This is a genomic window from Streptomyces sp. NPDC048461 (assembly GCF_055587105.1).
Genome location: NZ_JBVJGW010000018.1, coordinates 93,904 through 119,957, shown reverse-complemented (window position 1 = coordinate 119,957; position 26,054 = coordinate 93,904). Strand labels below are relative to the sequence as shown.

Annotated in this window: 18 protein-coding genes; 15 read left to right on the top strand and 3 right to left on the bottom strand. The window is 73.5% G+C overall.

Annotated elements, in window-relative coordinates; all coding sequences use genetic code 11:
• Nucleotides 1-40: 40 nt before the first annotated feature.
• From ACZ6S8_RS27520 to ACZ6S8_RS27500, 5 genes are all read left to right on the top strand, one after another.
• Entirely contained in the window at nt 41-1,591 is a 1,551-nt protein-coding gene (locus tag ACZ6S8_RS27520; protein WP_469460081.1) for a diaminobutyrate--2-oxoglutarate transaminase family protein, read from the top strand.
• A gap of 2,093 nt (nt 1,592-3,684) precedes the next feature.
• Nucleotides 3,685-5,610, top strand: coding sequence for an IucA/IucC family protein (locus ACZ6S8_RS27515; RefSeq protein WP_469460123.1), 1,926 nt, complete (start codon nt 3,685-3,687; stop codon nt 5,608-5,610).
• Nucleotides 5,611-5,641: 31 nt separating this feature from the next.
• Nucleotides 5,642-6,325, top strand: a complete 684-nt coding sequence (locus ACZ6S8_RS27510; protein ID WP_469460080.1) for a GNAT family N-acetyltransferase — start codon at nt 5,642-5,644, stop codon at nt 6,323-6,325.
• Nucleotides 6,326-6,426: 101 nt separating this feature from the next.
• Nucleotides 6,427-8,412 (top strand): IucA/IucC family protein, encoded by a 1,986-nt coding sequence (locus ACZ6S8_RS27505; RefSeq protein ID WP_469460079.1) that lies wholly within the window; start codon nt 6,427-6,429, stop codon nt 8,410-8,412.
• Between the two features lie 52 nt (nt 8,413-8,464).
• On the top strand, nt 8,465-10,435 hold the full coding sequence (locus ACZ6S8_RS27500) for an ATP-dependent DNA helicase (protein ID WP_469460078.1): 1,971 nt from the start codon (nt 8,465-8,467) through the stop codon (nt 10,433-10,435).
• Between the two features lie 83 nt (nt 10,436-10,518).
• Here ACZ6S8_RS27500 and lexA read toward each other — a convergent pair whose 3' ends face one another.
• The gene (lexA, locus tag ACZ6S8_RS27495; protein ID WP_469460077.1) at nt 10,519-11,310 is read right to left on the bottom strand and encodes a transcriptional repressor LexA; all 792 of its coding nucleotides are present in this window, start codon (nt 11,308-11,310) and stop codon (nt 10,519-10,521) included.
• Nucleotides 11,311-11,778: 468 nt separating this feature from the next.
• Between lexA and nrdR the strand changes: the two genes are divergently transcribed.
• The 3 genes from nrdR to ACZ6S8_RS27480 all read left to right on the top strand — a co-directional run bounded on the left by nrdR (nt 11,779) and on the right by ACZ6S8_RS27480 (nt 16,652).
• Nucleotides 11,779-12,291 (top strand): transcriptional regulator NrdR, encoded by a 513-nt coding sequence (gene nrdR / locus ACZ6S8_RS27490; protein WP_469460076.1) that lies wholly within the window; start codon nt 11,779-11,781, stop codon nt 12,289-12,291.
• Between the two features lie 144 nt (nt 12,292-12,435).
• Nucleotides 12,436-15,324 (top strand): vitamin B12-dependent ribonucleotide reductase, encoded by a 2,889-nt coding sequence (locus tag ACZ6S8_RS27485; RefSeq protein WP_469460075.1) that lies wholly within the window; start codon nt 12,436-12,438, stop codon nt 15,322-15,324.
• A gap of 191 nt (nt 15,325-15,515) precedes the next feature.
• Nucleotides 15,516-16,652 (top strand): hypothetical protein, encoded by a 1,137-nt coding sequence (locus ACZ6S8_RS27480; RefSeq protein ID WP_469460074.1) that lies wholly within the window; start codon nt 15,516-15,518, stop codon nt 16,650-16,652.
• Here the strand turns inward: ACZ6S8_RS27480 and ACZ6S8_RS27475 are convergent.
• On the bottom strand, nt 16,621-17,580 hold the full coding sequence (locus ACZ6S8_RS27475) for a DUF1152 domain-containing protein (RefSeq protein ID WP_469460073.1): 960 nt from the start codon (nt 17,578-17,580) through the stop codon (nt 16,621-16,623). The genes ACZ6S8_RS27480 and ACZ6S8_RS27475 overlap by 32 nt on opposite strands.
• 69 nt (nt 17,581-17,649) lie before the next feature.
• Here ACZ6S8_RS27475 and ACZ6S8_RS27470 point away from each other — a divergent pair, with 69 nt between their 5' ends.
• From ACZ6S8_RS27470 to ACZ6S8_RS27440, 7 genes are all read left to right on the top strand, one after another.
• Complete coding sequence (locus ACZ6S8_RS27470) at nt 17,650-18,486, top strand: arylamine N-acetyltransferase family protein (RefSeq protein WP_469460072.1); 837 nt, start codon at nt 17,650-17,652, stop codon at nt 18,484-18,486.
• Between the two features lie 32 nt (nt 18,487-18,518).
• Nucleotides 18,519-19,124, top strand: coding sequence for a YdbC family protein (locus ACZ6S8_RS27465; protein ID WP_384535621.1), 606 nt, complete (start codon nt 18,519-18,521; stop codon nt 19,122-19,124).
• A 72-nt stretch (nt 19,125-19,196) separates the two neighbouring features.
• On the top strand, nt 19,197-19,856 hold the full coding sequence (locus ACZ6S8_RS27460) for a histidine phosphatase family protein (RefSeq protein WP_469460071.1): 660 nt from the start codon (nt 19,197-19,199) through the stop codon (nt 19,854-19,856).
• A gap of 11 nt (nt 19,857-19,867) precedes the next feature.
• The gene (locus tag ACZ6S8_RS27455) at nt 19,868-20,785 is read left to right on the top strand and encodes an ADP-ribosylglycohydrolase family protein (RefSeq protein ID WP_469460070.1); all 918 of its coding nucleotides are present in this window, start codon (nt 19,868-19,870) and stop codon (nt 20,783-20,785) included.
• A gap of 208 nt (nt 20,786-20,993) precedes the next feature.
• On the top strand, nt 20,994-23,000 hold the full coding sequence (locus tag ACZ6S8_RS27450; RefSeq protein ID WP_469460069.1) for a DUF4153 domain-containing protein: 2,007 nt from the start codon (nt 20,994-20,996) through the stop codon (nt 22,998-23,000).
• A 608-nt stretch (nt 23,001-23,608) separates the two neighbouring features.
• The gene (locus ACZ6S8_RS27445) at nt 23,609-24,319 is read left to right on the top strand and encodes a ribonuclease HII (protein WP_469460068.1); all 711 of its coding nucleotides are present in this window, start codon (nt 23,609-23,611) and stop codon (nt 24,317-24,319) included.
• A gap of 76 nt (nt 24,320-24,395) precedes the next feature.
• Nucleotides 24,396-25,025: a hypothetical protein gene (locus ACZ6S8_RS27440; protein WP_469460122.1), complete on the top strand. Its 630-nt coding sequence runs from the start codon at nt 24,396-24,398 to the stop codon at nt 25,023-25,025.
• A 223-nt stretch (nt 25,026-25,248) separates the two neighbouring features.
• Here the strand turns inward: ACZ6S8_RS27440 and ACZ6S8_RS27435 are convergent, their stop codons facing one another.
• Nucleotides 25,249-25,878: a hypothetical protein gene (locus ACZ6S8_RS27435; RefSeq protein ID WP_469460067.1), complete on the bottom strand. Its 630-nt coding sequence runs from the start codon at nt 25,876-25,878 to the stop codon at nt 25,249-25,251.
• Nucleotides 25,879-26,054 lie beyond the last annotated feature (176 nt).

The following is a 26,054-nucleotide window of genomic DNA, read 5'->3' as shown; positions in this document are numbered from 1 at the left end:
ATCGTCGTTGGTACGTACGGGGGATGGGGGAGCAGCGTTCATGTTCGAGGCGCAATCCGGAAGAGCAATCCGTGCGGGAGGACCGACACTCGTGGCTTTGACCGAGCCTGCGGCGGCTGCGGCCGCGGCGCAACTTCCCCCGCAGGTGCCCGCGCAGGGCGTACGGGCACCGGCGCCCGGGGGCGTGACGGGGTCCACGGCGGGCGGGGCCCCCGCGGGGGCCCCGGCCGGGGTTCCGGCCGGTCCGGCGGACTTCGGCGGGTCCGGAGCGGGCCCCGGAGCGGGCCCCGGCGCGACCGTCGCCGGCGAGGGCATCCTGCGCCGGCAGGCGCAGCGGGAGTCCGCGGCCCGGACGTACGCGCGCTCCCTGCCCATCGTCCCGGTGCGCGCCCGGGGGCTGACCATCGAGGGCGCCGACGGGCGTCGTTACCTGGACTGCCTCTCCGGCGCGGGCACGCTGGCCCTCGGGCACAACCACCCGGTGGTGCTCGAAGCCATCCGGGGCGTGCTGGACTCCGGCGCCCCGCTGCACGTGCTCGACCTCGCGACCCCGGTCAAGGACGCCTTCACCACCGAGCTGTTCGCCAACCTCCCGCCCGCGCTGGCCGCCGACGCCCGCATCCAGTTCTGCGGGCCCGCCGGGACGGACGCGGTCGAGGCCGCCCTCAAGCTGGTGCGCGCCGCGACCGGACGCCACGGGTTGCTCGCCTTCACCGGGGCCTATCACGGCATGACCGCCGGCGCTCTGGGCGCCTCGGGCGGTGCGCCGGACGTACGGGTGACGCGCCTGCCGTACCCGCAGGACCTCCGCTGCCCGTTCGGCGTCGGCGGCCCCGAGGGGGCCGAACTCGGCGCCCTCTGGACGGAGAACCTGCTGGACGACCCCAAGGGCGGGGTGGCCGCGCCCGCCGGGATGATCGTGGAACCCGTACAGGGCGAGGGCGGCGTCCTCCCGGCGCCCGACGCGTGGCTGCGCCGGATGCGGGAGATCACCGCGGCCCGGGGGATCCCCCTGATCGCCGACGAGGTGCAGACCGGGGTCGGCCGTACCGGCGCCTTCTGGGGCGTCGACCACGCCGGAGTGGTGCCCGACGTCATGGTCCTGTCCAAGGCCATCGGCGGCAGCCTTCCGCTGGCCGTCGTGGTCTACCGGGGCGACCTCGACGTGTGGCCGCCCGGCGCCCATGCCGGAACGTTCCGCGGAAACCAGCTGGCCATGGCCGCCGGTACGGCCACGCTGGCCTACGTACGCGAGAACCGCCTGGCCGAGCGCGCGGCGGTGCTCGGGGAGCGGATGACGTCGGCCCTGCGCGGGCTGGCTCCGGCCCACCCCTGCGTCGGGGAGGTCCGGGGGCGCGGCCTGATGATCGGCGTCGAACTGGTCGACCCCGACACGGGGGCCGCCGCGCCCGCGCTGGCCGCGGCCGTCCGCCAGGAGTGCCTGGACCGGGGGCTGATCGTCGAACTCGGCGGCCGCCACTCCGCCGTCGTCCGGCTGCTGCCGCCGCTGACCCTGACCGACGAGCAGGCCTCGGCGGTCCTCGACCGCCTGGCCGACGCCATCCCGGCCGCCGCCCGCCGGCCCCGCTGACCGCACCCGGAGGACCCGCGATGCCCGACCCCCACCAGCCGACCCCGCCCCCGGCGACGACGGCGTTCCCGGCCACTTCCGCGCTCCCGCCGCTGGCCGCGACGGCGTTCCCGGCCACCCCCGCGCTCCCGCCCGTGGCCGCGACCCCGCCGACGGCGCTCCCCCCGGGCCTCCAGCCCCCGGCCGTGGCGGTGTTCCCGAACCCGGCCGCGACGGCGCTGCCGACCCCGACTGCGGCCGGGGTTCCGACCCCGGCCGCACCCCCGGCCGCCCCGCACCCTCCGGCTGCGCACCAGGCAGCCCCGCAACCTCCGGCGTCTGCACCGTCGACCCCCCAGGCCCCGGCGGGTCTCCCGGTCACACCCCTGGTTCCGACCGCGGCCCAGTTCTCGCCGCCGGCTGCTGACGCCGCCCCGGGCGAGGCCCTGCTGTCGACGCTGGCTGCGGACGCAACCCCGGCCGCCCCGCATGCTCCGGAGTCAGTGGCGGCTACCCTCCAGGCTGCGGCGGGGCTCCCGTCCGCCCCTCAGGCCCCGGCGGGTCTCCCGGTCACCCCCCGGGTTCCGACCGCGGCCCAGTTCTCGCCGCCGGCCGCTGAGGCCAGCGCGGCCTTGGCCGAAGCGGCCACCACGGCCGCGCTGCCGACCACGCCCCCACCCGCAGCCCCGGACTCGACGCCGAGTGTGACGGCAACGGCGTTCCCGTCCCCGGCCGCAACCCAGACTCCGGCAGCGACGCAGTTCCCGCCCCGGGGTGCGGGCACGGCTGCGCCGCCGTTCCTGGCCGCGGCGTCGGCGGTACTTCCGTCCGCGCCCGGAGCGGCGACGGCACTTGGAGCCCCGGATACGGCCGCATCTTCGGCCAAGGCCCAGGCTCCGGCGGCGATGCAGCTCCCGTCCCGGGGGGCAGACATGGCCCTGGCCCCGGCCGCGGTGCCGGCCACGGCCATGACGCGGTTCGCGGCCGAGGTCACCACTGCCGCCACACCCTCGGACCCGGCGTCGACTTCGCCCTCGCGCCTGGCCACGGGGACCGCCACGGCACCTGGCATGGCCCCGCCCCCGCCCGCGCCCGCGCCCTCGGCCATGGACGCGCTCTTCGCCCCGCTCGCGGCTGCCGTCGGGAACGTCCAACCCCCCGGCCTGGCCGAGCGTGCCCGGCCGGCGCCCGGCGCGCCGACTCCGCCGCCCGGGAGGGCATGGCTAGCGCCAGCTGTCCCGGCGGGCCCGGAGGCTCCGGCTGCCTCGGAGACGTCAGCAGAACCGGTTGTTCCGGCGGCGCCGCCGACCGCGGCGGCGATGCCCGCAACGCCCGCCGTCCCGGCGGAGTCGACGATGGCGGAGCCACCTCACGTGACCGTGCCGGCAGTCCCGGCGGGGAAGCCGACTCCGCCCACCCCGGCCGGAGAGGCGACCCCGGTGGGGGAGCGGCCCTCGTCCGCCACAGCGCCCGCAGCGGTGGCGTCGGCCGCACCGCAGTCGACCCGGTCCACCTCGGCGGGCCCGGTACGACACCCGGTCCCGTCCGTTTCGCCGGCGTCGGCGGAGGGTTCGGCACTCGCCCGGTCCGCGGCCTCGCCCGTGAGCCCGGACGCGGCAGCCGACCTGCTCGTGCCGTACCCGGACCGGCCCCGTACCGCGGAGACCGGCGAGCCCGGTCAGGTGGCGAGCACTCCGCAGCTTCCCCCGACCGCCCCCGGCCCGGGACTCTCGTGGGTCGCCTCCGAGTACCCGCCCTTCCCGGCCCTCCCCACCTGGCCCGGCTCGGAGGGTTCGAAGGAGGCCCCCGCCCTTGCCACGTGGCAGCCTTCCGACCTCGCGCACGCCGGTCCCGTGGCGGACGAACCCGGAGCCACCCCCGAACCGGCGGTGCGGGCAGCGGAAGCGTCCGCCGCCTCCCCACAGCAGCTGAACGGTCCTGTGGACCCGGACCCGCACCCGAACCACGCCGACGTGACGGCCGAGCCCCGGAGCACTGCGACGGCGGGGCAGCTCTCCAGCGCGGAGGAACCGGCAGCCCGGACGCCGGCGGCCCGGACGACCCCGAGCACGTCGGGTCCGACGGACGGTACGGGGGCAGCGAGGGCTCCGCGGGTGCACGATCCCGCCGATCCGGCCGCCGACGGGCAAGCCACCGTGCCGCGGCAAAAGGACGGCACGCCCGGTCAGCGGGCGTCGCGGCAGGGACTTGCCGGCGGGGAACGGGCCCTGTGGGAAGACCCGTTGGACCACTCCGACCCGACCGCCGTCGCCGACACGGCGGCCGTGGAGAACCTCCTCAGGTGCTGGGTACGCGAAGCGGGGATCGCCCGGCCCGACGGCCCGGCCGGTACCCCCCTGCGCGTACCCCTCCCCGCATCCGGCACGGCTCTGCTCGTCACCGTCCGGCACTGGTCGGCGTCCGGCTGGCACCGCTTCGCCGCAGCCCGACTGGAAGGGGCTCCCGCCACCGCCCCCACAATGGACGCCGTCACCCTCGCCGCGCTCCTCGCCCGCGAGGGAGCCGCCGGCACCGGCACGCCCGCCGACGGATCCGATACCACCACGGCCGCCGGCACCGGTACCGCCCCCACCGGCACGCGAACCGGCAGCGCCGACCTCGTCGGCCGCGTCGCCGACTCGGTGCGCCGCACCGCCGAGTTCATCGCGGACCGGCGGGAACGCCCCACCGCCCCCGCCCCGGTCGGAGCGGACCGCTTCCTCACCGCCGAACAGTCCCTCCTCCTCGGCCACCCCCTCCAACCGGACCCGAAGAGCCGCGAAGGACTCTCCGAGGCCGAAGTGCGCCGCTACTCACCCGAACTCCACGGATCCTTCCCCCTCCACTGGTTCGCGGTGGCCCCGTCCGCCCTGGTCACCGACTCCGCCTGGACCGAGAGCGGCCGGCCGGTCTCGGCGGCGCGCCTCCTCGGCCGCCTCGCCCCCGGAATCCCGCTCCCCGACGGCGCCGTCCCCCTTCCCCTGCACCCCTGGCAGGCCCGCGACCTGCTCCAGCGCCCCGCCGTCGCCGCACTGCTCGACGCGGGACTCCTGCACGACCTGGGCCCGTACGGCGCCCCCTGGTACCCCACCTCCTCCATCCGCACCGTCCACCGCCCCGGCGCCCCGGCGATGCTCAAGCTCTCCCTGGGCCTGCGCATCACCAACTCCCGCCGGGAGAACCTCCGCAAGGAACTCCACCGCGGCGTCGAGGTGCACCGGCTGCTCCGTACCGGCCTCGCCGAGCAGTGGCAGGCGGCCCACCCCGGCTTCGACATCGTGCGCGACCCCGCCTGGGTCGGCGTCGACGCTCCCGACGGCACGCCCGTGCCCGGACTCGACGCCCTGCTGCGCCACAATCCCTTCCGCTCCGGCGACGACGCCGTCTGCGTCGCCGCGCTGACCTCCCCCCGCCCGTGGCCGGGCCGGACCGGCATGCGCTCCCGGCTCGCCGACATCGTTCGCGGCCTCGCCGTCAGCACCGGGCACACCACGTCCGCCGTCGCCGCCGAGTGGTTCCTGCGCTACCTCGACCACGTGGTCCTGCCGGTCCTCGCCTTCGACGCCCTCGCCGGAATCGCCCTCGAGGCGCACCAGCAGAACACCCTGGTCCTCCTCGACCCGGCCGGCTGGCCGGTCGGCGGCCGCTACCGCGACAACCAGGGCTACTACTTCCGCGAGTCCCACCGCGCGGAACTGGAGCAGCGGCTCCCCGGCATCGGCGGCGCCAGCGACACCTTCGTCTCCGACGCCGTCACCGACGAACGCTTCGCCTACTACCTCGGCATCAACAACGTGCTCGGGCTCATCGGTGCCTTCGGATCCCAGCAACTCGCCGACGAGCGCGTGCTCCTCGCCGCCTTCCGCCGCTTCCTCGGCAAGGCCGCGGGCCTCGGCCCGCTTCCCGCACGGCTCCTCGACTCACCGACCCTGCGGTGCAAGGCCAACCTGCTCACCCGCCTGGGCGGCCTCGACGAACTCGTCGGCCCCGTCGACACCCAGTCCGTCTACGTCACCATCGCCAACCCCCTTCACGACTGACACGCCACCACCGACGCGGAGAAGAGCCCCGATGCCCTCCACCGACACCCCCACGCACCCCGCGGACACGGCAACCACCCACGGACTCGGCCGCATCGGCGCCCCCCGCCTCACCGCCCGGCTGCTGCCCCTGCTCGCCGAGGCGGACCTCCTCGACTCCCCGGCGTCCTGGGGCAGCACCGCCACCCCGGCCGGAGCCTTCCGTCTCGAACCCGTACGCCCGGCGCGGGACCTGGAACTCCTCACCCGCTGGATGAACGACCCCGAGGTCCACACCTACTGGGAGCTCGCCGGTCCCGCCGCCGTCACCGCCGCCCACCTGCGGCCCCAGCTCGACGAGGACAGCAGCAGCATCCCCTGCCTGGGCCTCCTCGACGGCACGCCGATGAGCTACTGGGAGATCTACCGGGCCGACCTCGACCCGCTCGCCCGGCACTATCCGGCGCGCCCCCACGACACGGGTATCCACCTGCTGATCGGAGACGGCACGAACCGCGGCCGCGGTCTCGGCACCACGCTGCTGCGCGCCGTCGCCGACCTCGTCCTGGACAACCGCCCCCGCTGCACGCGGGTCATTGCCGAACCGGACATCCACAACACCCCCTCCGTGACAGCCTTCCTGAACTCCGGTTTCCGCTGCTCCGCGGAAATCGACCTACCCGACAAGCGGGCGGCACTGATGGTCCGGGAGCGGGCGCTGCGCAATCTCCTCTGAATGCCGCTCCGCGTCTCCCGGCGACCCTCACCGCTCGCTCACACCTCTCCCTTCGAAAACTCTGCGCGACGCAGCAAAGTTCCCGATCTTCGAGGAGTTCCGTGTCGAATCGCCCCGCTGCCCCCGACTCCGCGGAACCCTCCGTGCCGCCGTCTCCCCGTGACCCCCGCACACCTCCCGAGCTGACCCGCGCCATCTGGGCCGCCGCCGCCCGTCGGCTGCTCGCCAAGATGCTCGCCGAGTTCGCCTACGAGGAAGTCCTCACCCCGGTCCGCGCCCCCGCCCCGGCCGCCTCCCTGCGACCCGCCCCGGCCGCCTCCCCGTCGCCCTCCACGGCCGCCTCCCCCTCACCCGCCCCGGCCGCCGCCCCATCACCCGCCCCGGCGGTCCCTGCCCCGTCGCCCGTCCCCTCCACCGCCGGCGACACCTGGACCCTGACCCTCGACGACGGCGCCACCCTCGCCTTCCGCGCCCGCCGCCGCGCGTACGAGAGCTGGCAGGTGGACCCGGACTCCATCACCCTCACCCCGGCCCCGCCCTCCGAGCAGCCCCCGACCCCCTTCGGGGACCCGTACGCGTTCCTGATCCGCGCCCGAGCCCTCCTCCGCCTCGACGGGCCCACCCTCGGCCACCTCGTCCGCGAGCTCAGCGCCACCCTCTCCGCCGACGCGCGGATCGCGCACACGGCGCTCACCGCGGACGCCCTCGCCGACCTGGACTACGCCGCCCTCGAAGGCCACCAGACCGGCCACCCCTGGCTCGTCCTCAACAAGGGCCGGATCGGGCTCTCCGCCTCCGACACCGCCGCCTGGGCCCCCGAGGCGCGCACCCGGCAGCGCCTGCCCTGGCTCGCCGCCCACACCTCCCTCGCCGCCTACCGGGGCACCGCCGGCGTCGAAGACCCCGACCTCCTCTACGCGGCGGAACTGGACCCGGCCACCCGCGCCGCCTTCGACCGCACCCTGCGCGACCGGGGCCTGGACCCCCTCCGCTACCTCTATCTCCCCGTCCACCCCTGGCAGTGGGACGAGGTCGTCCTCCCCCTCTTCGCCCCCGCCCTCGCGTCCGGGTCCCTCGTACCGCTCCCCGCCGACCCCGACGTGCGCCTGCCCCAGCAGTCGATCCGCACCTTCCTCAACCTCAGCCGCCCCGACCGCCACAGCGTCAAACTCCCGCTGTCCGTGTTCAACACCATGGTCTGGCGGGGCCTGCCCACCGAGCTCGCCCTCGCCGCCCCCGCCGTCACCGCCTGGATCCACTCGCTGCGCGACGCCGACCCCTTCCTCCGCGACGAGTGCCGGGTGATCCTGCTCGGCGAGGTCGCCTCCGTCACCGTCCGCCACCCGGTGTACGCGCAGCTCCCCGAGGTGCCCTACCAGTACAAGGAGCTCCTCGGAGCGATCTGGCGCCAGCCCCTGACCGGCCTCCTCGCGCCGGGCGAGCGCGCCCGCACGCTCGCCTCGCTCCTGCACACCGACCCCCGAGGCCGGTCCTTCACGGCCGAGCTCGTCGCCCGGTCCGGCCTGACCCCCGCCGTCTGGCTGCAGCGGCTCCTCGACGCGCTGCTGCCCCCGCTGCTCCACTTCCTCTACCGCTACGGCACCGTCTTCTCCCCGCACGGCGAGAACGCCATCGTGGTCTTCGACGAGCACGACGTCCCCGTCCGCCTCGCGGTCAAGGACTTCGTGGACGACGTCAACATCACCGCCGAACCGCTCCCCGAGCTGGACGCGCTGCCCGACGAGGTCCGGGGGGTCCTGCTCACCGAGCCCGCCGACTTCCTGCCCCAGTTCATCCACTCCGGGCTCTTCGTCGGCGTCTTCCGCTACCTCGCGGTGCTGTGCGACGACCAGCTCGACGTCCCGGAGGGCGCGTTCTGGTCCCTCGTACGGGCGGAAATCCTGCGCTACCAGTCCCGGTTCCCCGAGCTCAAGGACCGCTACGAGCTCTTCGACCTGCTCGGCGAGCGCATCGGCCGCCTCTGCCTCAACCGGAACCGGCTCTACGAGGACGGCTACCGGGACCGCCCCGACCGTCCGCACGCCGTGCTGCACGGCACCGTGCCCAATCCCCTCCACCAGCCGTGAATCCTCGTCGGTGCCGCCACTGTCGGTGGCGCCCCTTAGGGTTGGCAGTGCTATGACGAAGCCCTCCCTCCCCGACCTGCTGCACGCCGCCGTCTCCGCCGTCGGCGGCACGGAGCGCCCCGGCCAGGTGGCCATGGCCGAAGCCGTCGCCGCGGCGATCGACGACAGCTCGCACCGGCTCATCCAGGCCGGCACCGGCACCGGAAAGTCCCTCGGATACCTGGTGCCGGCGCTGGCCCACGGCGAGCGCGTGGTCGTGGCCACCGCCACCCTGGCCCTCCAGCGCCAGCTCGTCGAGCGCGACCTGCCCCGGACGGTGGAGGCGCTGCATCCGCAGCTGCGCCGCCGCCCGCAGTTCGCCATGCTCAAGGGGCGCTCCAACTACCTGTGCCTCCACCGCCTGCACGAGGGCGCGCCGCAGGACGAGGAGGAGGGCCTCTTCGACCAGTTCGAGGCGGCGACCCCCACCAGCAAGCTCGGCAAGGACCTGCTGCGCCTGCGCGACTGGGCGGACGAGACGGAGACCGGCGACCGCGACGATCTGACCCCGGGCGTGTCCGACAAGGCCTGGTCGCAGATCTCCGTGTCCTCCCGCGAGTGCCTGGGCGCGACGAAGTGCGCGTACGGCGCGGAGTGCTTCGCCGAAGCGGCCCGCGAGCGCGCCAAGCTGGCCGACGTGGTCGTCACCAACCACGCCCTGCTCGCCATCGACGCCATCGAAGGCGCCCCCGTGCTGCCGCAGCACGAGGTGCTGATCGTGGACGAGGCCCACGAGCTGGTCTCCCGGGTCACCGGCGTCGCCACCGGCGAGCTCACCCCGGGCCAGGTCAACCGGGCGGTGAAGCGCGCGGCCAAGCTGGTCGACGAGAAGACCGCCGACTCCCTGCAGACCGCCTCCGAGTCCTTCGAGCGGGTCATGGAGCTGGCGCTCCCGGGCCGCCTGGAGGAGGTCCCCGAGGACCTCGGCTACGCCCTGATGGCACTGCGCGACGCCGCCCGCAACGTGATCTCCGCGATCGGATCCACCCGGGACAAGTCCGTCCAGGACGAGGACGCGGTGCGCAAGCAGGCCCTGGCCGCGGTCGAGGGCGTCCACAGCGTGGCGGAGCGGATCAGCAACGGTTCCGAGTACGACGTCGTCTGGTACGAGCGCCACGACCGCTTCGGCGCCACCCTCCGCGTCGCACCGCTCTCGGTGTCGGGCCTGCTGCGGGAGAAGCTGTTCGAGGACCGCTCGGTGGTCCTGACCTCGGCGACCCTCAAGCTCGGCGGCGACTTCAACGGGGTCGCGGCCTCGATGGGGCTGTCCCCCGAGGGGGTCGAGGGCGACGACGTGCCGCAGTGGCAGGGCCTGGACGTCGGCTCGCCCTTCGACTACCCGAAGCAGGGCATCCTCTACGTCGCCAAGCACCTGGCCACACCGGGGCGCGAGGGGACCCGGGGCGACATGATCGACGAGCTGGCGGAACTGATCGAGGCCGCCGGTGGCCGCACGCTCGGTCTCTTCTCCTCCATGCGCGGAGCCAAGGCGGCAGCCGAAGAGCTGCGCGGCCGGATCGACAACCCGATCCTGCTCCAGGGCGAGGAGACACTGGGCGAGCTGATCAAGGCGTTCGCGGCCGACCCGAAGACCTGCCTGTTCGGGACGCTGTCCCTCTGGCAGGGAGTGGACGTGCCCGGCCCCAGCTGCCAGCTCGTGATCATGGACCGGATCCCGTTCCCGCGCCCGGACGACCCGCTGATGAGCGCCCGGCAGAAGTCGGTGGAGGAACGCGGCGGAAACGGCTTCATGGCCGTGGCCGCCACGCACGCGGCCCTGCTGATGGCCCAGGGCGCGGGCCGGCTCGTACGGGCCACGGGCGACCGGGGCGTCGTCGCGGTGCTGGACCCCCGGCTGGCCACGGCCCGGTACGGAAGCTTCCTCAGGGCGACCCTGCCGGACTTCTGGTACACCACGGACCGCAACCAGGTCCGCCGTTCCCTGGCCGCCATCGACGCGACCGCCCGAGCGGACGGGAAGTAAGCCCCCGCGAGGAGGCGATCAGGACGCAAAGCAGCCCTGGGACCGGCGCAGTGAGTCCCAGGGCTGGATGGAGGCGGCGGAGGTCAGATCCGACGCAGTACGGCGACGACCTTGCCGAGGATGGTCGCTTCGTCACCCGGAATCGGCTGGTACGCGGCGTTGTGCGGCAGGAGCCACACGTGGCCGTCCTCGCGCTTGAAGCGCTTGACCGTGGCCTCGCCGTCGAGCATGGCCGCGACGATGTCGCCGTTCTCCGCGACGGGCTGGCGGCGGACCGTGACCCAGTCGCCGTCACAGATGGCGGCTTCGATCATCGAGTCGCCGACGACCTTGAGGACGAAGAGCTCGCCGTCGCCGACCAGCTGGCGGGGGAGCGGGAACACGTCCTCGACCGACTCCTCGGCGAGGATCGGGCCGCCGGCCGCGATCCGGCCGACCAGGGGCACGTAGGACGCGGCGGGCTTGCCGGTGGTGTCGGTGGGCTGCGAGCTGGGCTGGTCGGAGCCGCGCACCTCGTAGGCCCGCGGGCGGTGCGGGTCGCGGCGCAGGAAGCCCTTGCGCTCCAGGGCCATCAGCTGGTGGGCGACCGACGAGGTGCTGGAGAGGCCGACCGCCTGGCCGATCTCACGCATCGACGGCGGGTAGCCGCGCCGCTGCACTGAGTCGCGGATGACCTCGATGACCCTCCGCTGCCGGTCCGTGAGCCCGGAGCTGTCGGCGCGGATGCCTGGAGGTCGACCTGGCAGCGAGCGTGCGGGGCGTACGGGCTCCGCCTCCGGGTTCAGGTTTGCGTCATTCATGGCATGCACCGGCTCAAGTCGGCTCTGGGAGTGGTTCTGGGCAGTGATGGTGGCACTGTCTGCGGTGGTGGTCACGTCGGCCCCTCTCGAAATGTTCTCCCTAGCTGGACAACGGTAGTTGCTTTCGAAAGGTTGCGCCAAACACACGTTCGAGTGAAAAAACGCAGATCGCCCGGCGTGGCTATATGTGGAGGTGTATAGGCGATCGGTTTGCCGAACGAAGGTTCGGCTCCGCGTCCGGTGCCTACGGTACCCTTCCGGGTCGGGTCGCCACCGTCCGGGCCGGGCCCAGTGTGGCACCGGGAAGCCCCGTGTCCACGCTTCGGGCGCCGCGACACGCGGAGCCGTGAAAATCCCCCACAACCCAAGATCTAGTGGTTGGATGAGCGCTGCCGCCCAGAGGTTGTGGTCCCCGGTCCGCCGCGGGTCCCGACATCGCATATGCTGGTGGCTGCTTCACGAGCCCCCGGAAGAGCTGCGTCTCTGCCGTTGAGGGGCGCCGTGGAGTGATTCTGCCGTGCCGAGAAGGAGGGTGAGGGAACCATGCACTGCCCCTTCTGCAGGCACCCCGACAGCCGCGTCGTCGACAGCCGCACCACGGACGACGGCACGTCGATCCGCAGGCGCCGTCAGTGCCCCGACTGCTCCCGTCGCTTCACGACGGTGGAGACGGCCTCGCTGATGGTGATCAAGCGCAGCGGGGTGACCGAACCCTTCAGTCGTACCAAGGTCATCTCCGGCGTGCGCAAGGCGTGCCAGGGGCGGCCGGTCACCGAGGACGCCCTCGCCAAGCTCGGCCAGCGGGTCGAAGAGGCGTTGCGCGCCACCGGGAGCGCCGAGCTGACCACCCACGACGTGGGTCTGGCCATACTCGGCCCGTTGCAGGAGCTCGACCTGGTCGCCTACCTCCGGTTCGCGTCCGTTTACAAGGCGTTCGACACACTCGAAGACTTCGAGACCGCCATCGCGGAACTCCGCGTGCACCGGCCTCACCCCCAAGAGTGCGAGCCCGGTCGGACCGCTCCGGTCCCCGTGCCCGCCTCCGCCGCCGACTGACCGGACGGCCCGCTCCGGGGAGAGTTTCGCCCCGCGGTGCGGCCGGCCGGCCCGGCGAAGACACGTAGATACAAGACACAGCACCGTGCCGCGGAATAACGCTGGCACTTTAGGGCGTTTTTGCCCGCATATGGGAGGCCTGGCATGACAGAGACGGCGAGCGGCTCGGCACGTGGTTCCCGCGCCAAGGGAACCAAGGCTGCCAAGGGCGGCCTGCGGATCGAGCGCATCCACACCACCCCCGGCGTGCACCCGTACGACGAGGTGAGCTGGGAGCGCCGTGACGTCGTCATGACCAACTGGCGCGACGGCTCGGTCAACTTCGAGCAGCACGGCGTCGAGTTCCCCGACTTCTGGTCGGTGAACGCGGTGAACATCGTCACCAGCAAGTACTTCCGCGGCGCGGTCGGCACCCCGCAGCGCGAGACGGGCCTGAAGCAGCTCATCGACCGGATCGTGAAGACGTACACGAAGGCCGGCGAGGACTTCGACTACTTCTCCTCGCCCGCCGACGTGGAGATCTTCGAGCACGAGCTCACCTACGCGCTCCTGCACCAGATCTTCAGCTTCAACTCCCCGGTCTGGTTCAACGTCGGCACGCCCCAGCCGCAGCAGGTCTCCGCCTGCTTCATCCTGGCGGTCGACGACTCCATGGAGTCGATCCTCGACTGGTACAAGGAAGAGGGCATGATCTTCAAGGGCGGCTCCGGCGCCGGCCTGAACCTCTCCCGCATCCGCTCCTCCAAGGAGCTCCTCTCCTCCGGCGGCAACGCCTCCGGCCCGGTCTCCTTCATGCGGGGCGCCGACGCCTCCGCAGGAACGATCAAGTCGGGCGGCGCCACCCGCCGCGCGGCCAAGATGGTCGTCCTGGACGTGGACCACCCGGACGTCGAGGACTTCATCGCCACCAAGGTGAAGGAAGAGGAGAAGATCCGCGCCCTGCGCGACGCGGGCTTCGACATGGACCTGGGCGGCGACGACATCACGTCCGTCCAGTACCAGAACGCCAACAACTCCGTCCGCGTGAACGACGAGTTCATGACGGCCGTCGAGAACGGCACCGAGTTCGGCCTGCGGGCCCGCATGACCGGCGAGGTCATCGAGAAGGTCGACGCCAAGGCGCTCTTCCGTAAGCTCGCCGAGGCCGCGTGGGCCTGTGCCGACCCGGGCATCCAGTACGACGGTGTGATCAACAACTGGCACACCTGCCCCGAGTCCGGCCGCATCACCGCGTCCAACCCGTGCAGCGAGTACATGCACCTGGACAACACGTCCTGCAACCTCGCCTCGCTCAACCTGATGAAGTTCCTGGGCGACGACGGCAAGGGCAACCAGTCCTTCGACGCCGAGCGCTTCGCCAAGGTCGTCGAGCTCGTCATCACCGCGATGGACATCTCCATCTGCTTCGCCGACTTCCCGACGCAGAAGATCGGCGAGAACACCCGCGCCTTCCGCCAGCTGGGCATCGGCTACGCCAACCTCGGCGCCCTGCTGATGGCCACCGGCCACGCGTACGACTCGAACGGCGGCCGCACCCTCGCCGCCTCGATCACCTCGCTGATGACCGGCACCGCGTACAAGCGCTCCGCCGAGCTGGCCGCCATCGTCGGCCCGTACGACGGCTACGCCCGCAACGCCGACTCGCACAAGCGCGTCATGAAGCAGCACGCCGACGCCAACGCCGTCGCGCCGCGCACCGAGGACCTGGACAACTCCATCTGGGCCGCGGCCACCGAGGCCTGGCAGGACGTCCTGCGCCTCGGCGAGAAGAACGGCTTCCGCAACGCGCAGGCCTCCGTCCTCGCGCCGACCGGCACCATCGGCCTCGCGATGTCCTGTGACACCACCGGTGTCGAGCCGGACCTGGCCCTGGTCAAGTTCAAGAAGCTCGTCGGCGGCGGCTCGATGCAGATCGTCAACGGCACCGTCCCGCAGGCCCTGCGCCGCCTGGGTTACCAGGAGGAGCAGATCGAGGCGATCGTCTCCCACATCGCCGAGCACGGCGTGGTCGTCGACGCCCCGGGCCTGAAGACCGAGCACTACTCGGTGTTCGACTGCGCCATGGGCGAGCGTTCCATCTCGGCGATGGGCCACGTCCGCATGATGGCCGCGATCCAGCCCTGGATCTCCGGCGCGATCTCGAAGACGGTCAACATGCCGGAGACGGCGACCGTCGAGGAGATCGAGGAGATCTACTTCGAGGCGTGGAAGATGGGCGTCAAGGCGCTCGCGATCTACCGCGACAACTGCAAGGTCGGTCAGCCCCTCTCCGCTAAGAAGAAGGAAGCGGAGAAGACCGAGGTCACCGAGAAGGCCGAGGAGACCATCCGCGCGGCGGTCGAGAAGGTCATCGAGTACCGCCCGGTCCGCAAGCGCCTCCCGAAGGGCCGCCCGGGGATCACCACCTCCTTCACGGTCGGCGGCGCCGAGGGCTACATGACGGCGAACTCCTACCCGGACGACGGTCTGGGCGAGGTCTTCCTCAAGATGTCCAAGCAGGGCTCGACCCTCGCGGGCATGATGGACGCCTTCTCGATCGCCGTCTCGGTCGGTCTGCAGTACGGCGTCCCGCTGGAGACATACGTCTCGAAGTTCACGAACATGCGCTTCGAGCCGGCCGGCATGACGGACGACCCGGACGTGCGGATGGCGCAGTCGATCGTCGACTACATCTTCCGTCGCGTGGCGCTCGACTTCCTGCCCTTCGAGACCCGCTCGGCCCTCGGCATCCACTCCGCCGAGGAGCGTCAGCGTCACCTGGAGACCGGCTCCTACGAGGCGCTGGAAGAGCAGATGGACACCGAGGCCCTGGCCCAGTCCGCTCCGCTGGCCGCGGTGCCCTCCACGCCGAAGCCGGTCGCGGTCGCCCCGGTCCCGGCTCCGAAGACGGCGCACAGCAACGCCGAACTGGTCGAGATGCAGCTCGGCGTCTCCGCCGACGCCCCGCTCTGCTTCTCCTGCGGTACGAAGATGCAGCGCGCCGGCTCCTGCTACATCTGCGAGGGCTGCGGCTCCACCAGCGGCTGCAGCTGACACCGCACGGGACCGCGCCGGACGTACGGTCCGGCGTAGCCCGCACGGGTAGCTGACGAGCAGCTCACGAAGGGGACCGGCCACGGGCCGGTCCCCTTCGTCGCGCATCGCGGGGAATGGGCTTGCCGCGGCGGGAGATCCGGTGGCAGGCTCGGGGACATGATCATGCGAATCGAGTCCTTCCCCCACCGGTGACCGCGCCGCCCGGAGCCGAGCTCCCCGCAACCGGAACACCCCTGTACGACCACGCGATGCGGCTGCTCCGGCTGGCTCCGGATCGGCCCCTCCCGCGGAACGGGGAGCCGTATCCCGATCACGAGCGGCATCGCGGCCGGCCCGGCCCCGAGGTACCGCGGCGACCGGTCGGCCTCGACGCGGCGTTCGTGGTGGACGCCCACTTCGCGCGGGGCTCCGCCCGCCCGGAGGAGCTGGCCGAGGCGTTGCTGAACGGGCCCGTCCCCATCGACCACAACCCGTACGTCGCGGCCGCGGCCGAGCGGGCCGACCCGGAGCGCGTGCGCCGGACGGGCCGGTGGCTGGTCCGGCGCGGGACCGACCGGAGGACGGTCACCGTGGGCCTCATCATGCTCGCGGTCGCGGGTACCGCCGCCGACATCCCGCTGGTCCGGACGATCGGGCTGCTGTCCCGGTGGTTCGCGCCGCTGGCGATCAGTGCCCTCGACCGTATGCCCGGAGGGGTGGAGGCCCTGCTGTGGCTGGGCGATCGCGTCACCGGCTGGGGGCGTGTCCACGTCGTGGGCGCCCTCGGCCGGATCGACGATCCGAGGGCCCGGACCTGGCTGCTGCGCTCGGCCTGCGACGGCGACTACCTGAACCGGTACTTCGCCGGCGAGCTCGCCGTGGCCACCGGGCTCCACCGGGAACTCGGGGGCCTCGGGGCCGACGGGGAGATGGCCGACCACGTCGGCCGTCTCCTCGATGCCATGACCGCGTGCGACGGCATGGGACTCGCCCTCGTCCACTACCCCCACGCGGCGGTGGTGCTGCAAGCCCACGTGCGCGCCGTGGGCACGCTCGGTCCGACCGCCGATCGGTTCGTCGCGGCCGCGTCGCTCGCCCACCACCTGGGCGAGCACCCACTCAAGGCCTCCGGGTGCGGCGCGCGGCGTCAGGAGGACATCAGGACGGCGTACGCCTCGCTGCTCGACCGGGAGGAGTGGATCGCCACCGCCCAGGCCGCCCTCGCGGCGGGTGACGAGGGGATGAGGTGGTTCGCGGACGTCAGGGCATCCCGGATGACGCTGCGCGCGTTTCCCGGCGGCCGGCCGCCGGAGGTCAGTGGGGGATGTGCCGGGCCGGGCGGGTGATGAGGTCCTCGCGGAACTCCGCGATCCGGGACTGGACCTGCCGCAGCAGCGTCGTGTCCTCGATGCGGTCCAGGTAGAGGCAGCGGGCCGCCAGTGCCGGCAGTTCGAAGGCGAAGCACAGCGACATCAGCGGGTTCACGAAGAGCTCGCTGTCGCGGGTGCGCTCGGTGAACCGGACGTCGCCGAAGGCGCCGCGGACGGCCGCCGCGATGGAGCCGTTCACGATGCTGGGACGCTCGGGGGTGTGCTCCTGGGCGTGCGCCACCGCGTCCAGGAAGAGGGCGCCCTCGCGGGTGGCCCGCGGTATCGAGAACGCCCCGAGGTACGCCCCGTCGCGTTCCAGCGCCGCGATGTTCTCCAGGACCAGGCCGTGGCTGACCCCGTGGTACGCGTCCACGCCGAAGCCGACCGACACGACGAGGCGTTCCGGTACGTCGTCCAGCGCTGCCAGCGCCGCGACGCTGGCCAGGTCCTCCTCGGGGGTGCCGAGTCCGGCTTCGTCGCCGCGCATCAGGATGTCCGTACCCCCGTCGACCAGGACGACCGCGTCGATGCGGTGGAGGTCGATCAGCGCCCGGTAGGCGGCGCGCAGGGGCTGTACCCCGACCTGGGGGAAGGCGTACACCGTGGACGGGTAGCCGAGTCTGCGGAGCCACTGGGCGAGGGTGCGCTCGGGGAAGTAGGCCTGGTGGGGCGCGCTCTCGGCGGTGACGGCGGCGAGGTCGGGCGCCACCCAGTCCTCGGTGGGCAGGCCGGCGAGGGAGCTGAAGGAGAGGTTCGCCAGGTGGACGTCCTTGCCCTGGTGCATGAGGGAGAGGGCGATGGGGAGCCCGGCGTAGATGTCGAACCCGCCGCCCGCTCCGGCCACCAGGACGCGTTCGGCACGGTCGAGACGGGCGAAGAGCGGGTTGGCGTGCAGGGCGGTCATGCAGATCATTGTGGGGGCGGGGTGGAAATCGCGCCCCGGAATTTTCGCGCCGGTCGGAGTGGGGGAGCCATGTGGAGCGGTGACGAGCTGGACCTGGACGCGTACCTGGCGCGGATCGGGTACGAGGGCGGGCCGGCGGGCGGGGAACTCCGCGCGGACCTCACGACGTTGTACGCAGTGCACCGGGCCCACACCGCCGCGGTCACCTTCGAGAACCTGGACGTCGCGCTCGGCCGCCCCGTCGGGCTGGACGTCAAGGCGATCGAGGCCAAGCTCGTGCACTCCCGCCGCGGAGGGTACTGCTACGAGCAGAACTCGCTGCTGGCCGCCGCCCTGGAGCGGATCGGCTTCGAGGTCTCCGGGCGCGGTGCCCGCAACCGCACCCGCGGTGACTCCCTGCTCGCGGTGACGCACGCCGTCCTCGTGGTCACCGTCGACGGGGAACCGTGGCTGTGCGACGCGGGGTTCGGCTACGCGGGTCCCACGGAACCCGTCCCGCTCGGGCGTCCCGGCGCCGTGGTGCACCAGGGGGAGTGGAGCTTCCGCGTGCGCGAGGAAGCGGGGGGCGTCCTCGCGCTGTGCACGCTGCGCGCGGGGCACTGGCGCGACCTGTACGCGTTCTCGCCGCAGCCCTACCACCCCGTCGACTACGTCGTGCTGAACCACTACAGCTCCTCCCACCCCGCTTCCTCCTTCGTGGGGAGGGTCGTCGTCCAGCACCCGGGCGCGCAGGTCCGGCGGGCCCTGGTCGGCAGCCGGCTCACCTCGCTGTACCCCGACGGGCGGACCGAGGAGCGGGTGGTGGGCCGCGACGAGCTCGCCGCCGTGCTCGACCGGGAGTTCGGCATCCGTCTGCCCGATCGGGAGACCGCGGAACTGGTCGCGATCCACCGCGCCGAGGACTGACCCGGGCCGCGTCGGGACCGTACGATGGCGCCGTGCTGGTCAAGTGGATTCGCTGCACGGTGACGGACCGACGCGGGTTCGAGCGCGGGCAGCGCAAATGGGCGGGGCTGCCGGGAGAACCGGGATTCCGGGGACAGGGCGGCGGCTGGAGCCGGGGCCGGCAGGGGGTCGCGCACGTCTTCACGTTCTGGGAGAGCCGTTCCTTCTACGACTCCTTCATGGCACGGGCGCACGACCGGCTCGCCGCCGCCCAGAACGGCACGTACACCGACCTGCGGGCCACCCTCTTCGACCACCGCTTCGACGTGAAGACCGGCTTCGAGCCGCGCTTCACCGACGCCGACGTCGTCCGGGTCGCCCACACCCGGGTGCGCGAGGGCCGGGTCGACCACTTCGCGCTCATGCAGGAGAAGGTGTGGAATCCGGCCATGGCGGGCTCGCCCGGCATGGTTCGCGGGCTGTTCGGCGAGGCACCCGGCCGGGAGTTCCTGGTGCTGTCGATGTGGCGCGCGGCCGCCGAGCACGGCAAGTACCGGCAGGAGCGGGTCGAGCGGCTCTCGCTGCGCGCCCAGATCCAGGCCGACGTGGAGGCGCTGACCGGAGACGTTGTCGACCTCGAACCCTCCTGGACGGTATGACCGTAGGACAACCGCAGCTCTGACCGGCGTGCCCGACGTGGCGGCCCGCCGGTGGCCGAATAGGGTCGTGGGATGGTCAGACCACGGCGCATCGTCCTTGTCCGGCACGGGGAATCGGAGGGGAACGCCGACGATTCGGTCTACGAGAGGGAGCCCGACCACTCCCTGCGGCTGACCCGCAAGGGGCACGAGCAGGCGGCGGAGGCGGGCGAACGCCTGCGGGAGCTCTTCGGCGACGAGACGATCAGCGCGTACGTCTCCCCGTACCGCCGGACCCTGCAGACCTTCCGGGAGCTGCGACTGGATCCGGCGCGCGTCCGGATGCGCGAGGAGCCGAGGCTGCGCGAGCAGGACTGGGGCAACTGGCAGGACCGGGACGACGTCCGGCTGCAGAAGGCGTACCGGGACGCGTACGGCCACTTCTTCTACCGCTTCGCCCAGGGCGAGTCGGGGGCCGACGTGTACGACCGGGTCGGCTCCTTCCTGGAGAGCCTCTACCGCAGCTTCGAGGCCCCGGACCACCCTCAGAACGTGCTGCTCGTGACGCACGGGCTGACGATGCGGCTGTTCTGCATGCGCTGGTTCCACTGGTCGGTGGCCGAATTCGAGGCCCTGTCCAATCCGGGGAACGGCGAATTCAGAGTGCTCCTGCCCGGCCCGGACGGCCGGTATCGGATGGACCGCCCGTTTGAGCGCTGGACCACACCCGAGCCTTATGACCTGGACGGCTAGAGTGTCGCGCGATGACCGCTGACTCCTCTTCCGAAAGGCGCTACGCACGCGCCGTGGCCAGCCTCCGAGGGCTGGCCCTGGGTGACGCCCTGGGCTCCCAGTACTTCGTCCCCGTGAACTACCCGCTGCTCAAGCGCCGGGAACTGCCGGCCGGCGCCGGGACCTGGCAGTGGACGGACGACACCGAGATGGCCTGCTCGGTGGTGGCGGTGCTGGCCGGGCACGGCCGCATCGACCAGGACGCCCTCGCCTCCTCCTTCGCCCACCACCACGACTTCGACCGCGGCTACGGGCCCGCCGTGAACCGCATGCTGCGCCTGGTCCGGGAGGGCGCGGACTGGCGCACGCTGGCCGCCGAGCTGTTCAACGGGCAGGGCTCCTGGGGCAACGGCGCCGCCATGCGGATCGCGCCGCTGGGCGCCTGGTACGCCGACGACCCCGAGCAGGCCACGCACCAGGCGGAGATCTCCGCCTACACCACCCACCAGCACCGCGAGGCCGTGTGCGGGGCGATGGCCGTCGCCGCCGCGGCGGCGCTCGCGGCGGCCCCGGACGGCCCGCCGAGCCCCGCCGACCTGCTGGACGGGGTGATCGCGCTGGTGCCCCGCAGCGCCGTGGGCGCGGGGGTACGGCGGGCGCGGGACATGCTGGACTACGGCGACGCGACCACGGTCGCCGCCGTCCTCGGCTGCGGGCGCCGCACCAGCGCCCACGACACCGTGCCGTTCGCCCTGTGGTCGGCGGCGCGCTCCCTGGACGATTACGAGCGGGCGTTCTGGACCACCGCGCAGGTGGGCGGGGACGTCGACACGACCTGCGCGATCGTCGGTGGCGTGCTGGGTGCGCGCGGGGAAGCCGTGCTCCCGGAGGCGTGGCTGGCGCGCACCGAGGCCCTGCCGGACTGGCTGCCGGAGTCCGGGGGGCTCTGAGGGACAGCGGTATGCCCGGGGTCCCGGTCATTCCGGGTCCGGTCATGCCCGGGTCCCCGGACGGGCGGGATCAAGCCGTTCTGATTGTCACGGTCCTGCCACAGGGCTCCGCTGGATCTGGCTGAATCCGCACGTCGCAGGCCTACCCTGTCCGCTTCGCCGTACCCGTGGGACACGTCCGGGGCGGCCGGCAGGGGAGGGGAACCCGATGTCAGACCAGACCGACGGGGCGGACGGGGCCGAGGCCGGGACGGGGGCGGCGGGCGGCGCAGGCGTCGAGGGCGCCGCGGGTGCCGCAGGAGCGGCGGGGGACGGTCCGCCCGCGCCGGATCCTTCGCCGGATCCCGCTCCGACCACCGGCCGCGCCGGGGAAGCCGGTGCCGCGGGGGCGGCACCCGAGCCGACCGCGGCACCGTCCCACACCGCGGGGGCGGACGCCCGGGCGGGCGCGGTCGCACCGGCCGGCACCCGCCCGGCTGTCGGCGCCGCCGGTGGAGGTCCGGGTGCCGCTGCCGGTACGAGCACCGGCCCGACTGCCGGATCCGGCACGGGGGTTGCGGCAGGGGCGCCCGCGACAGGAGGTCCCGCGGCCGCGACTGCCACCGCGACTGCCGCCGCCGGCGGGCCCGTTCCTCCGCAGCTCACTCCCGGCGATGCCGCCGCCTGGCACGCCTGGCAGGAGCACCTCTACCAGCAACGGGTCGCCGCCGCCCGGGCCAAGGCCGCCGCACCGGCCGACTGGGTGGTACGGATCAGGCCCGCCGAGGCGGCCCCGGTCGGTACCGCCACCCTGGTCGCCGCCCTCGTCGCGGGCCTCGCCGCCGCCCTGCTGCTGGGGGACGGCCTCGGGCCCGGCCTGCTGCTCGCGGTGGTGCCCGCCGCCGTCGCCGCGTACGCGGCCGCCCGCACGGCCCTGCGTACCGCTCGGCCCTGGAGCGTGGCCTGGGCGGTCGGCTGCCTCGCGCTCCTCGCGATACCCGCCCTGCGTGACTCCGCATGGCCGTCCACGCTCGCGATCCTCGCCGCCGTCCTGCTCGGCGCGCTCGCCCTGCACGGCAGCCGGACCTGGCCCGGCATCCTGCTCGCCCCGGTCGGCTTCCTCGAAGCCGCCGTGTCCGGCGTCGGCTGGGCCTGGAGCGGCCTGCGCTCCCGCAGCGGGGCCGGCAAGGACCGCTGGCTGCCCGTGGTCAAGGCCGCCGCCGTGGCCGCCGTCCTGCTGGTCCTCTTCGGCACCCTCTTCGCCTCCGCCGACGCCGCCTTCGCCGATCTGCTGGGCGAGCTGACACCCGACGTGTCCATCGGCGACGGCCCCGTACGGGTCCTGCTCTTCCTGCTCGGTACCGTCCTCGCGCTCGCCGCGGCCCGGATCGCCGCGGCGCCGCTGCGCTGGGACCGGATCAGGACGACTCCCGGCAGACCGCGGTCCCGTGTCGAGTGGGCCCTTCCGCTCGTCGTGCTCAACCTGCTCTTCGCGGGCTTCAACGCGGTGCAGCTGGCCGTCCTGTTCGGCGGGTACGACAAGGTCCTGGACAGCACCGGTCTCACGTACGCCGAATACGCCCGCCAGGGCTTCTGGCAGCTGCTGTGGGCCACGCTCCTGACCCTCGCCGTGATCGCGCTCGCCCTGCGCTGGGCCCCGCGCGACGGCGCCGGCGACCGGCGGTTCGTCCGCGTCGTGCTCGGTTCGCTGTGCGTCCTGACCCTGATCGTGGTCGCCGCCGCCCTGCGCCGGATGGACCTCTACGTGGACGCGTACGGGCTGACCCGGCTGCGGGTGTCGGTGGCGGCCATGGAGCTGTGGCTCGGGCTGGTGATCGTACTGATCATGGCGGCCGGTGTGCTCGGTGCGCGCAGGCTGCCGAGCGCCGTCGCGGGCAGCGCCGCGGCCGCCGTCCTCGTCTTCGGCCTGCTGTCCCCGGACGGCATGGTCGCCGAGCGGAACGCGGCCCGCTTCCAGCAGCACGGCAAGATCGACCTGGCCTACTTCCAGTCCCTGTCGGCGGACGCCGTGCCCGCCCTCGACGGCCTGCCGGAACCCCAGCGGTCCTGCGCGCTGCGCGGGATCGCCGACGGGCTGGCCCGGTCCGGCGCGTCCCCCTGGTACGCGACCAGCCTGGGCGAGCAGCGGGCGCGCCGCATCCTGCGGGAGCGCCCGGTCACCGCCTCCTACCGGGAGTGCGCGCGGCTCGGCGCCTTCGGCAGCCGCGTCGAGTGAGGGCGCCGCGCCGGCCGTCCTCCGAGGCGCGACGGGCGATCGCGGCCGCCGCCTCGGAGCGGCTCGGCGCGGTGGGGCGGAACTCACGGGCTTCCGCGGATCGGTGAGATTCCCGATCGTGGATCCGTGCGCGAGGACCGGTGCCCGCTGTGCTTCCGGATACGGGACGTCATGCACTCGCTCGCCGGACACGCCCTGCGGTCGGTGCTTCACGAATGCGACTGTACGCAGACGGAACGCTTCCACCAGGTCATCCGAGCAGCCGCCGCACGAGCACGCGTAGCCGCTGATCGCCGAGCTCGCCGAGTTCGCCGAGCGCTCCAATAGGAGAATTGGGCGGGGCGACGAGAGAGCCGGACGCGGCGGGTGCGCGTGTCATGGGGGTGATCCCGGCGGTGGCGATGTACCGCACGAGGGTGTGCGGGTGCGAACGGGCGGGCCGGTGCATCGAGCAGACGACCGACGGCGGGAGGGTGCCGCCCCTGCGGGCGTGAGCTCCGCCGGGTTCCGCTCGGCGGTCCGGAAGGGCCTGCCGACTGCCCGGAGCCGGAGCCTCCGAGGGGCCGGGGTGTGCAGGCGGCCCGGGGCGGCGTAACCTTGCTGGCGCCATGCCGTACGAAGCACCCACCCACACCGTCGAGCGCTCCCTCCGCGCCACCACCGGCGCCAAGGTCATCGCCGGGGTCGACGAAGTCGGACGAGGGGCCTGGGCCGGTCCCGTCACCGTGTGCGCCGCGGTCACCGGTCTGCGCCGGCCGCCCGCCGGGCTCACCGACTCCAAACTGCTCACCCCCAAACGGCGCGACGCGCTGCTCGACGTCCTGGAGGGGTGGGTCACGGCGCACGCCCTCGGCCACGCCTCCCCGGAGGAGATCGACGAGCTGGGAATGACCGCCGCCCTCCGGCTCGCCGCGGAGCGGGCCCTGGGCGCCCTGCCCGTGCGGCCCGACGCGGTGATCCTCGACGGCAAGCACGACTACCTCGGCCGCCCGTGGCGGGTCCGGACGGTGATCAAGGGCGACCAGTCCTGCGTCGCCGTCGCGGCGGCCTCGGTCATCGCCAAGGTCCGGCGCGACCGCATGATGGCCGAGCTCGGACGGCAGGACGGCGGGATCGAGGACTTCGCCTTCGCCGCCAACGCCGGATATCCCTCACCGGTGCACCGAGCGGTGCTGGAAGAACGGGGTCCCACCCCCTACCACCGGCTCTCGTGGTCGTACCTCGACGCGCTGCCCCGGTGGCGCCACCTCAAGAAGGTGCGCCGCAGCGAGGAAGCCGTGGAACTGGAAAACGGAGGCCAACTCGGCTTCGATTTCTGATCGCACCCATGTGCCACCGGCCGGTACGTTTCGTACCGGTGTTTGATAGACATCAACTCCCGCCTCTCACCCCGCCATCGAGGAGCCTCAGATTCACGAGAGTGCCCAGGGTCCCCGCGTCACGCCGGCCGCGAGCCGCACCGCGCAGACCCCCCGTCCCGTACCTGGTCCGCGTCCCGCCGCCGTACCGCGGCCCGGACGCCCCGGTCCCGTCCGGCCCGCACCGCCCGCGCAGCGTGCGCCGCAGGCCACCCCCGGACCCGTTCCCGCAGCAGCCCCCGCTCCGGCTCCCGCCGCGCCGTCCGTCTCGGCGGAGGTGCCTCAGGTCCAGCTGATCCCGGCCTCGGCCGAGGGTGCGCTGGACGCGGCCGAAGAGGCCGTCGACCTGCTGCTCGACACCGGGCGCGCGCCCGGCGACATCCTGGTGCTCACCACCGGCGACCCGCACCCGTGGGCCGCCCACGAGCTGTCCTTCGGCGAGGCCGCGTACTGGGCCCTGCACGCCGCCGGGGACGACGTCTTCTACGCCGACGCGGCGCAGGCCGGCCGGGCCGGCGGCCGTCCCGTCGTGGTCGTCGCCGCCAACGGCGGTCCGGACGACGCGCTCGCGGCCGTGCTGCCGGCCGCGCGGGCCGGTGCCGGCGCGCTGCTGGTCGTGTGCGGCGAGACCGCGCTGGTCAACTCGGCTTTGGGTGCGGGCGTCTGACGCACCGTAACCGGATCCGGTACGGGCGGCGGGCGGGGCGGGCGACGGAGCCGGCCCCGCCGAAGCCCCGGGCCTGATCCGTCGTACGCCCGGTTCGGCCGGGTGCCGGATTCGGTTGCGCGGTCGCTTTCGCCGTGTCCCCGGGTCCGGGTGCGTGCGCCCGTCCGCGTGCGTACCCGCGTACCGGGGCCGGCCCGGCTTCCGTCCGGTCCGCGCGCCGGGTTCAGCGCGCGGCGGTCCGGCGCAGGGCTTCGCCCGCGCCGCCGCCGGTGTGCAGGGCGAGCGGGGCGAACTCGGCCCCCGTGTCGCCGATCCGCTGCGGCTTCGAGTCGGAGCTCGGCTGCCGGCCGCCCCGGCCCTCGCCGAGGACCTGCCAGCCGCCGCGGGTCAGGGTGATGTAGGCGCCGCAGCGCAGCCCGTGCAGGGTGCAGGCGTCCCGCAGCCCCCACATCCAGGCCCCGTCCTCCTCGGTCCAGCGTTCGTCGCCCTCGCGGCAGTAGAGCAGTACCGCCGTCCGGACCGGGGTCCGGCGCCGCAGGTCGTGGGGCAGGACCCGGCGCAACCGCGACAGCAGGGCGTTGCGGTACTCCCAGCCGTCCGCGGAGGGCGACCGCTGGACGAACGAGGCGCTCGCGACCAGCCGCTCCTCCGGGCCGAGGACGGCGATCACCGCGGTGGACGGCACCGGGCCGTGCCGGGAGTGCAGCCCGCTGACGACCTCGCGCGGATTGCGCAGCAGCGGGATGCCCGCCGCGGTCCACTCGGCGGGTTCCAGTCGTCGGCCGTGCCGGCTGGCGCCGCCGGTGAGCATGGCCAGGGACGTGGTCGAGGGCTGGGCGAATCCGAAGGTCACGGTCCTCCCTTCGGGTACACGCCCGCGAACGGGCACGGCTGGAGTGTGGGCGCGCCGCGGCCGGGCCCGGGAGGTACCGGGGAGCCGGGCGGGAACACTCCAATTCTCGCGTGGGCCCCGAGCATGCGGCAACGAGCAATTGCCGCCGCCGACCGGAATTCGCCGGTATGCCGTTC

Coding starts and splice junctions, on each gene's coding strand:
- ACZ6S8_RS27520 (WP_469460081.1), top strand. CDS start 41: ATGTTCGAGGCGCAATCCGGAAGAGCAATCCGTGCGGGAGGACCGACA.
- ACZ6S8_RS27510 (WP_469460080.1), top strand. CDS start 5,642: ATGCCCTCCACCGACACCCCCACGCACCCCGCGGACACGGCAACCACC.
- ACZ6S8_RS27500 (WP_469460078.1), top strand. CDS start 8,465: ATGACGAAGCCCTCCCTCCCCGACCTGCTGCACGCCGCCGTCTCCGCC.
- nrdR (WP_469460076.1), top strand. CDS start 11,779: ATGCACTGCCCCTTCTGCAGGCACCCCGACAGCCGCGTCGTCGACAGC.
- ACZ6S8_RS27485 (WP_469460075.1), top strand. CDS start 12,436: ATGACAGAGACGGCGAGCGGCTCGGCACGTGGTTCCCGCGCCAAGGGA.
- ACZ6S8_RS27475 (WP_469460073.1), bottom strand. CDS start 17,580: ATGACCGCCCTGCACGCCAACCCGCTCTTCGCCCGTCTCGACCGTGCC.
- ACZ6S8_RS27470 (WP_469460072.1), top strand. CDS start 17,650: ATGTGGAGCGGTGACGAGCTGGACCTGGACGCGTACCTGGCGCGGATC.
- ACZ6S8_RS27460 (WP_469460071.1), top strand. CDS start 19,197: ATGGTCAGACCACGGCGCATCGTCCTTGTCCGGCACGGGGAATCGGAG.
- ACZ6S8_RS27455 (WP_469460070.1), top strand. CDS start 19,868: ATGACCGCTGACTCCTCTTCCGAAAGGCGCTACGCACGCGCCGTGGCC.
- ACZ6S8_RS27450 (WP_469460069.1), top strand. CDS start 20,994: ATGTCAGACCAGACCGACGGGGCGGACGGGGCCGAGGCCGGGACGGGG.
- ACZ6S8_RS27445 (WP_469460068.1), top strand. CDS start 23,609: ATGCCGTACGAAGCACCCACCCACACCGTCGAGCGCTCCCTCCGCGCC.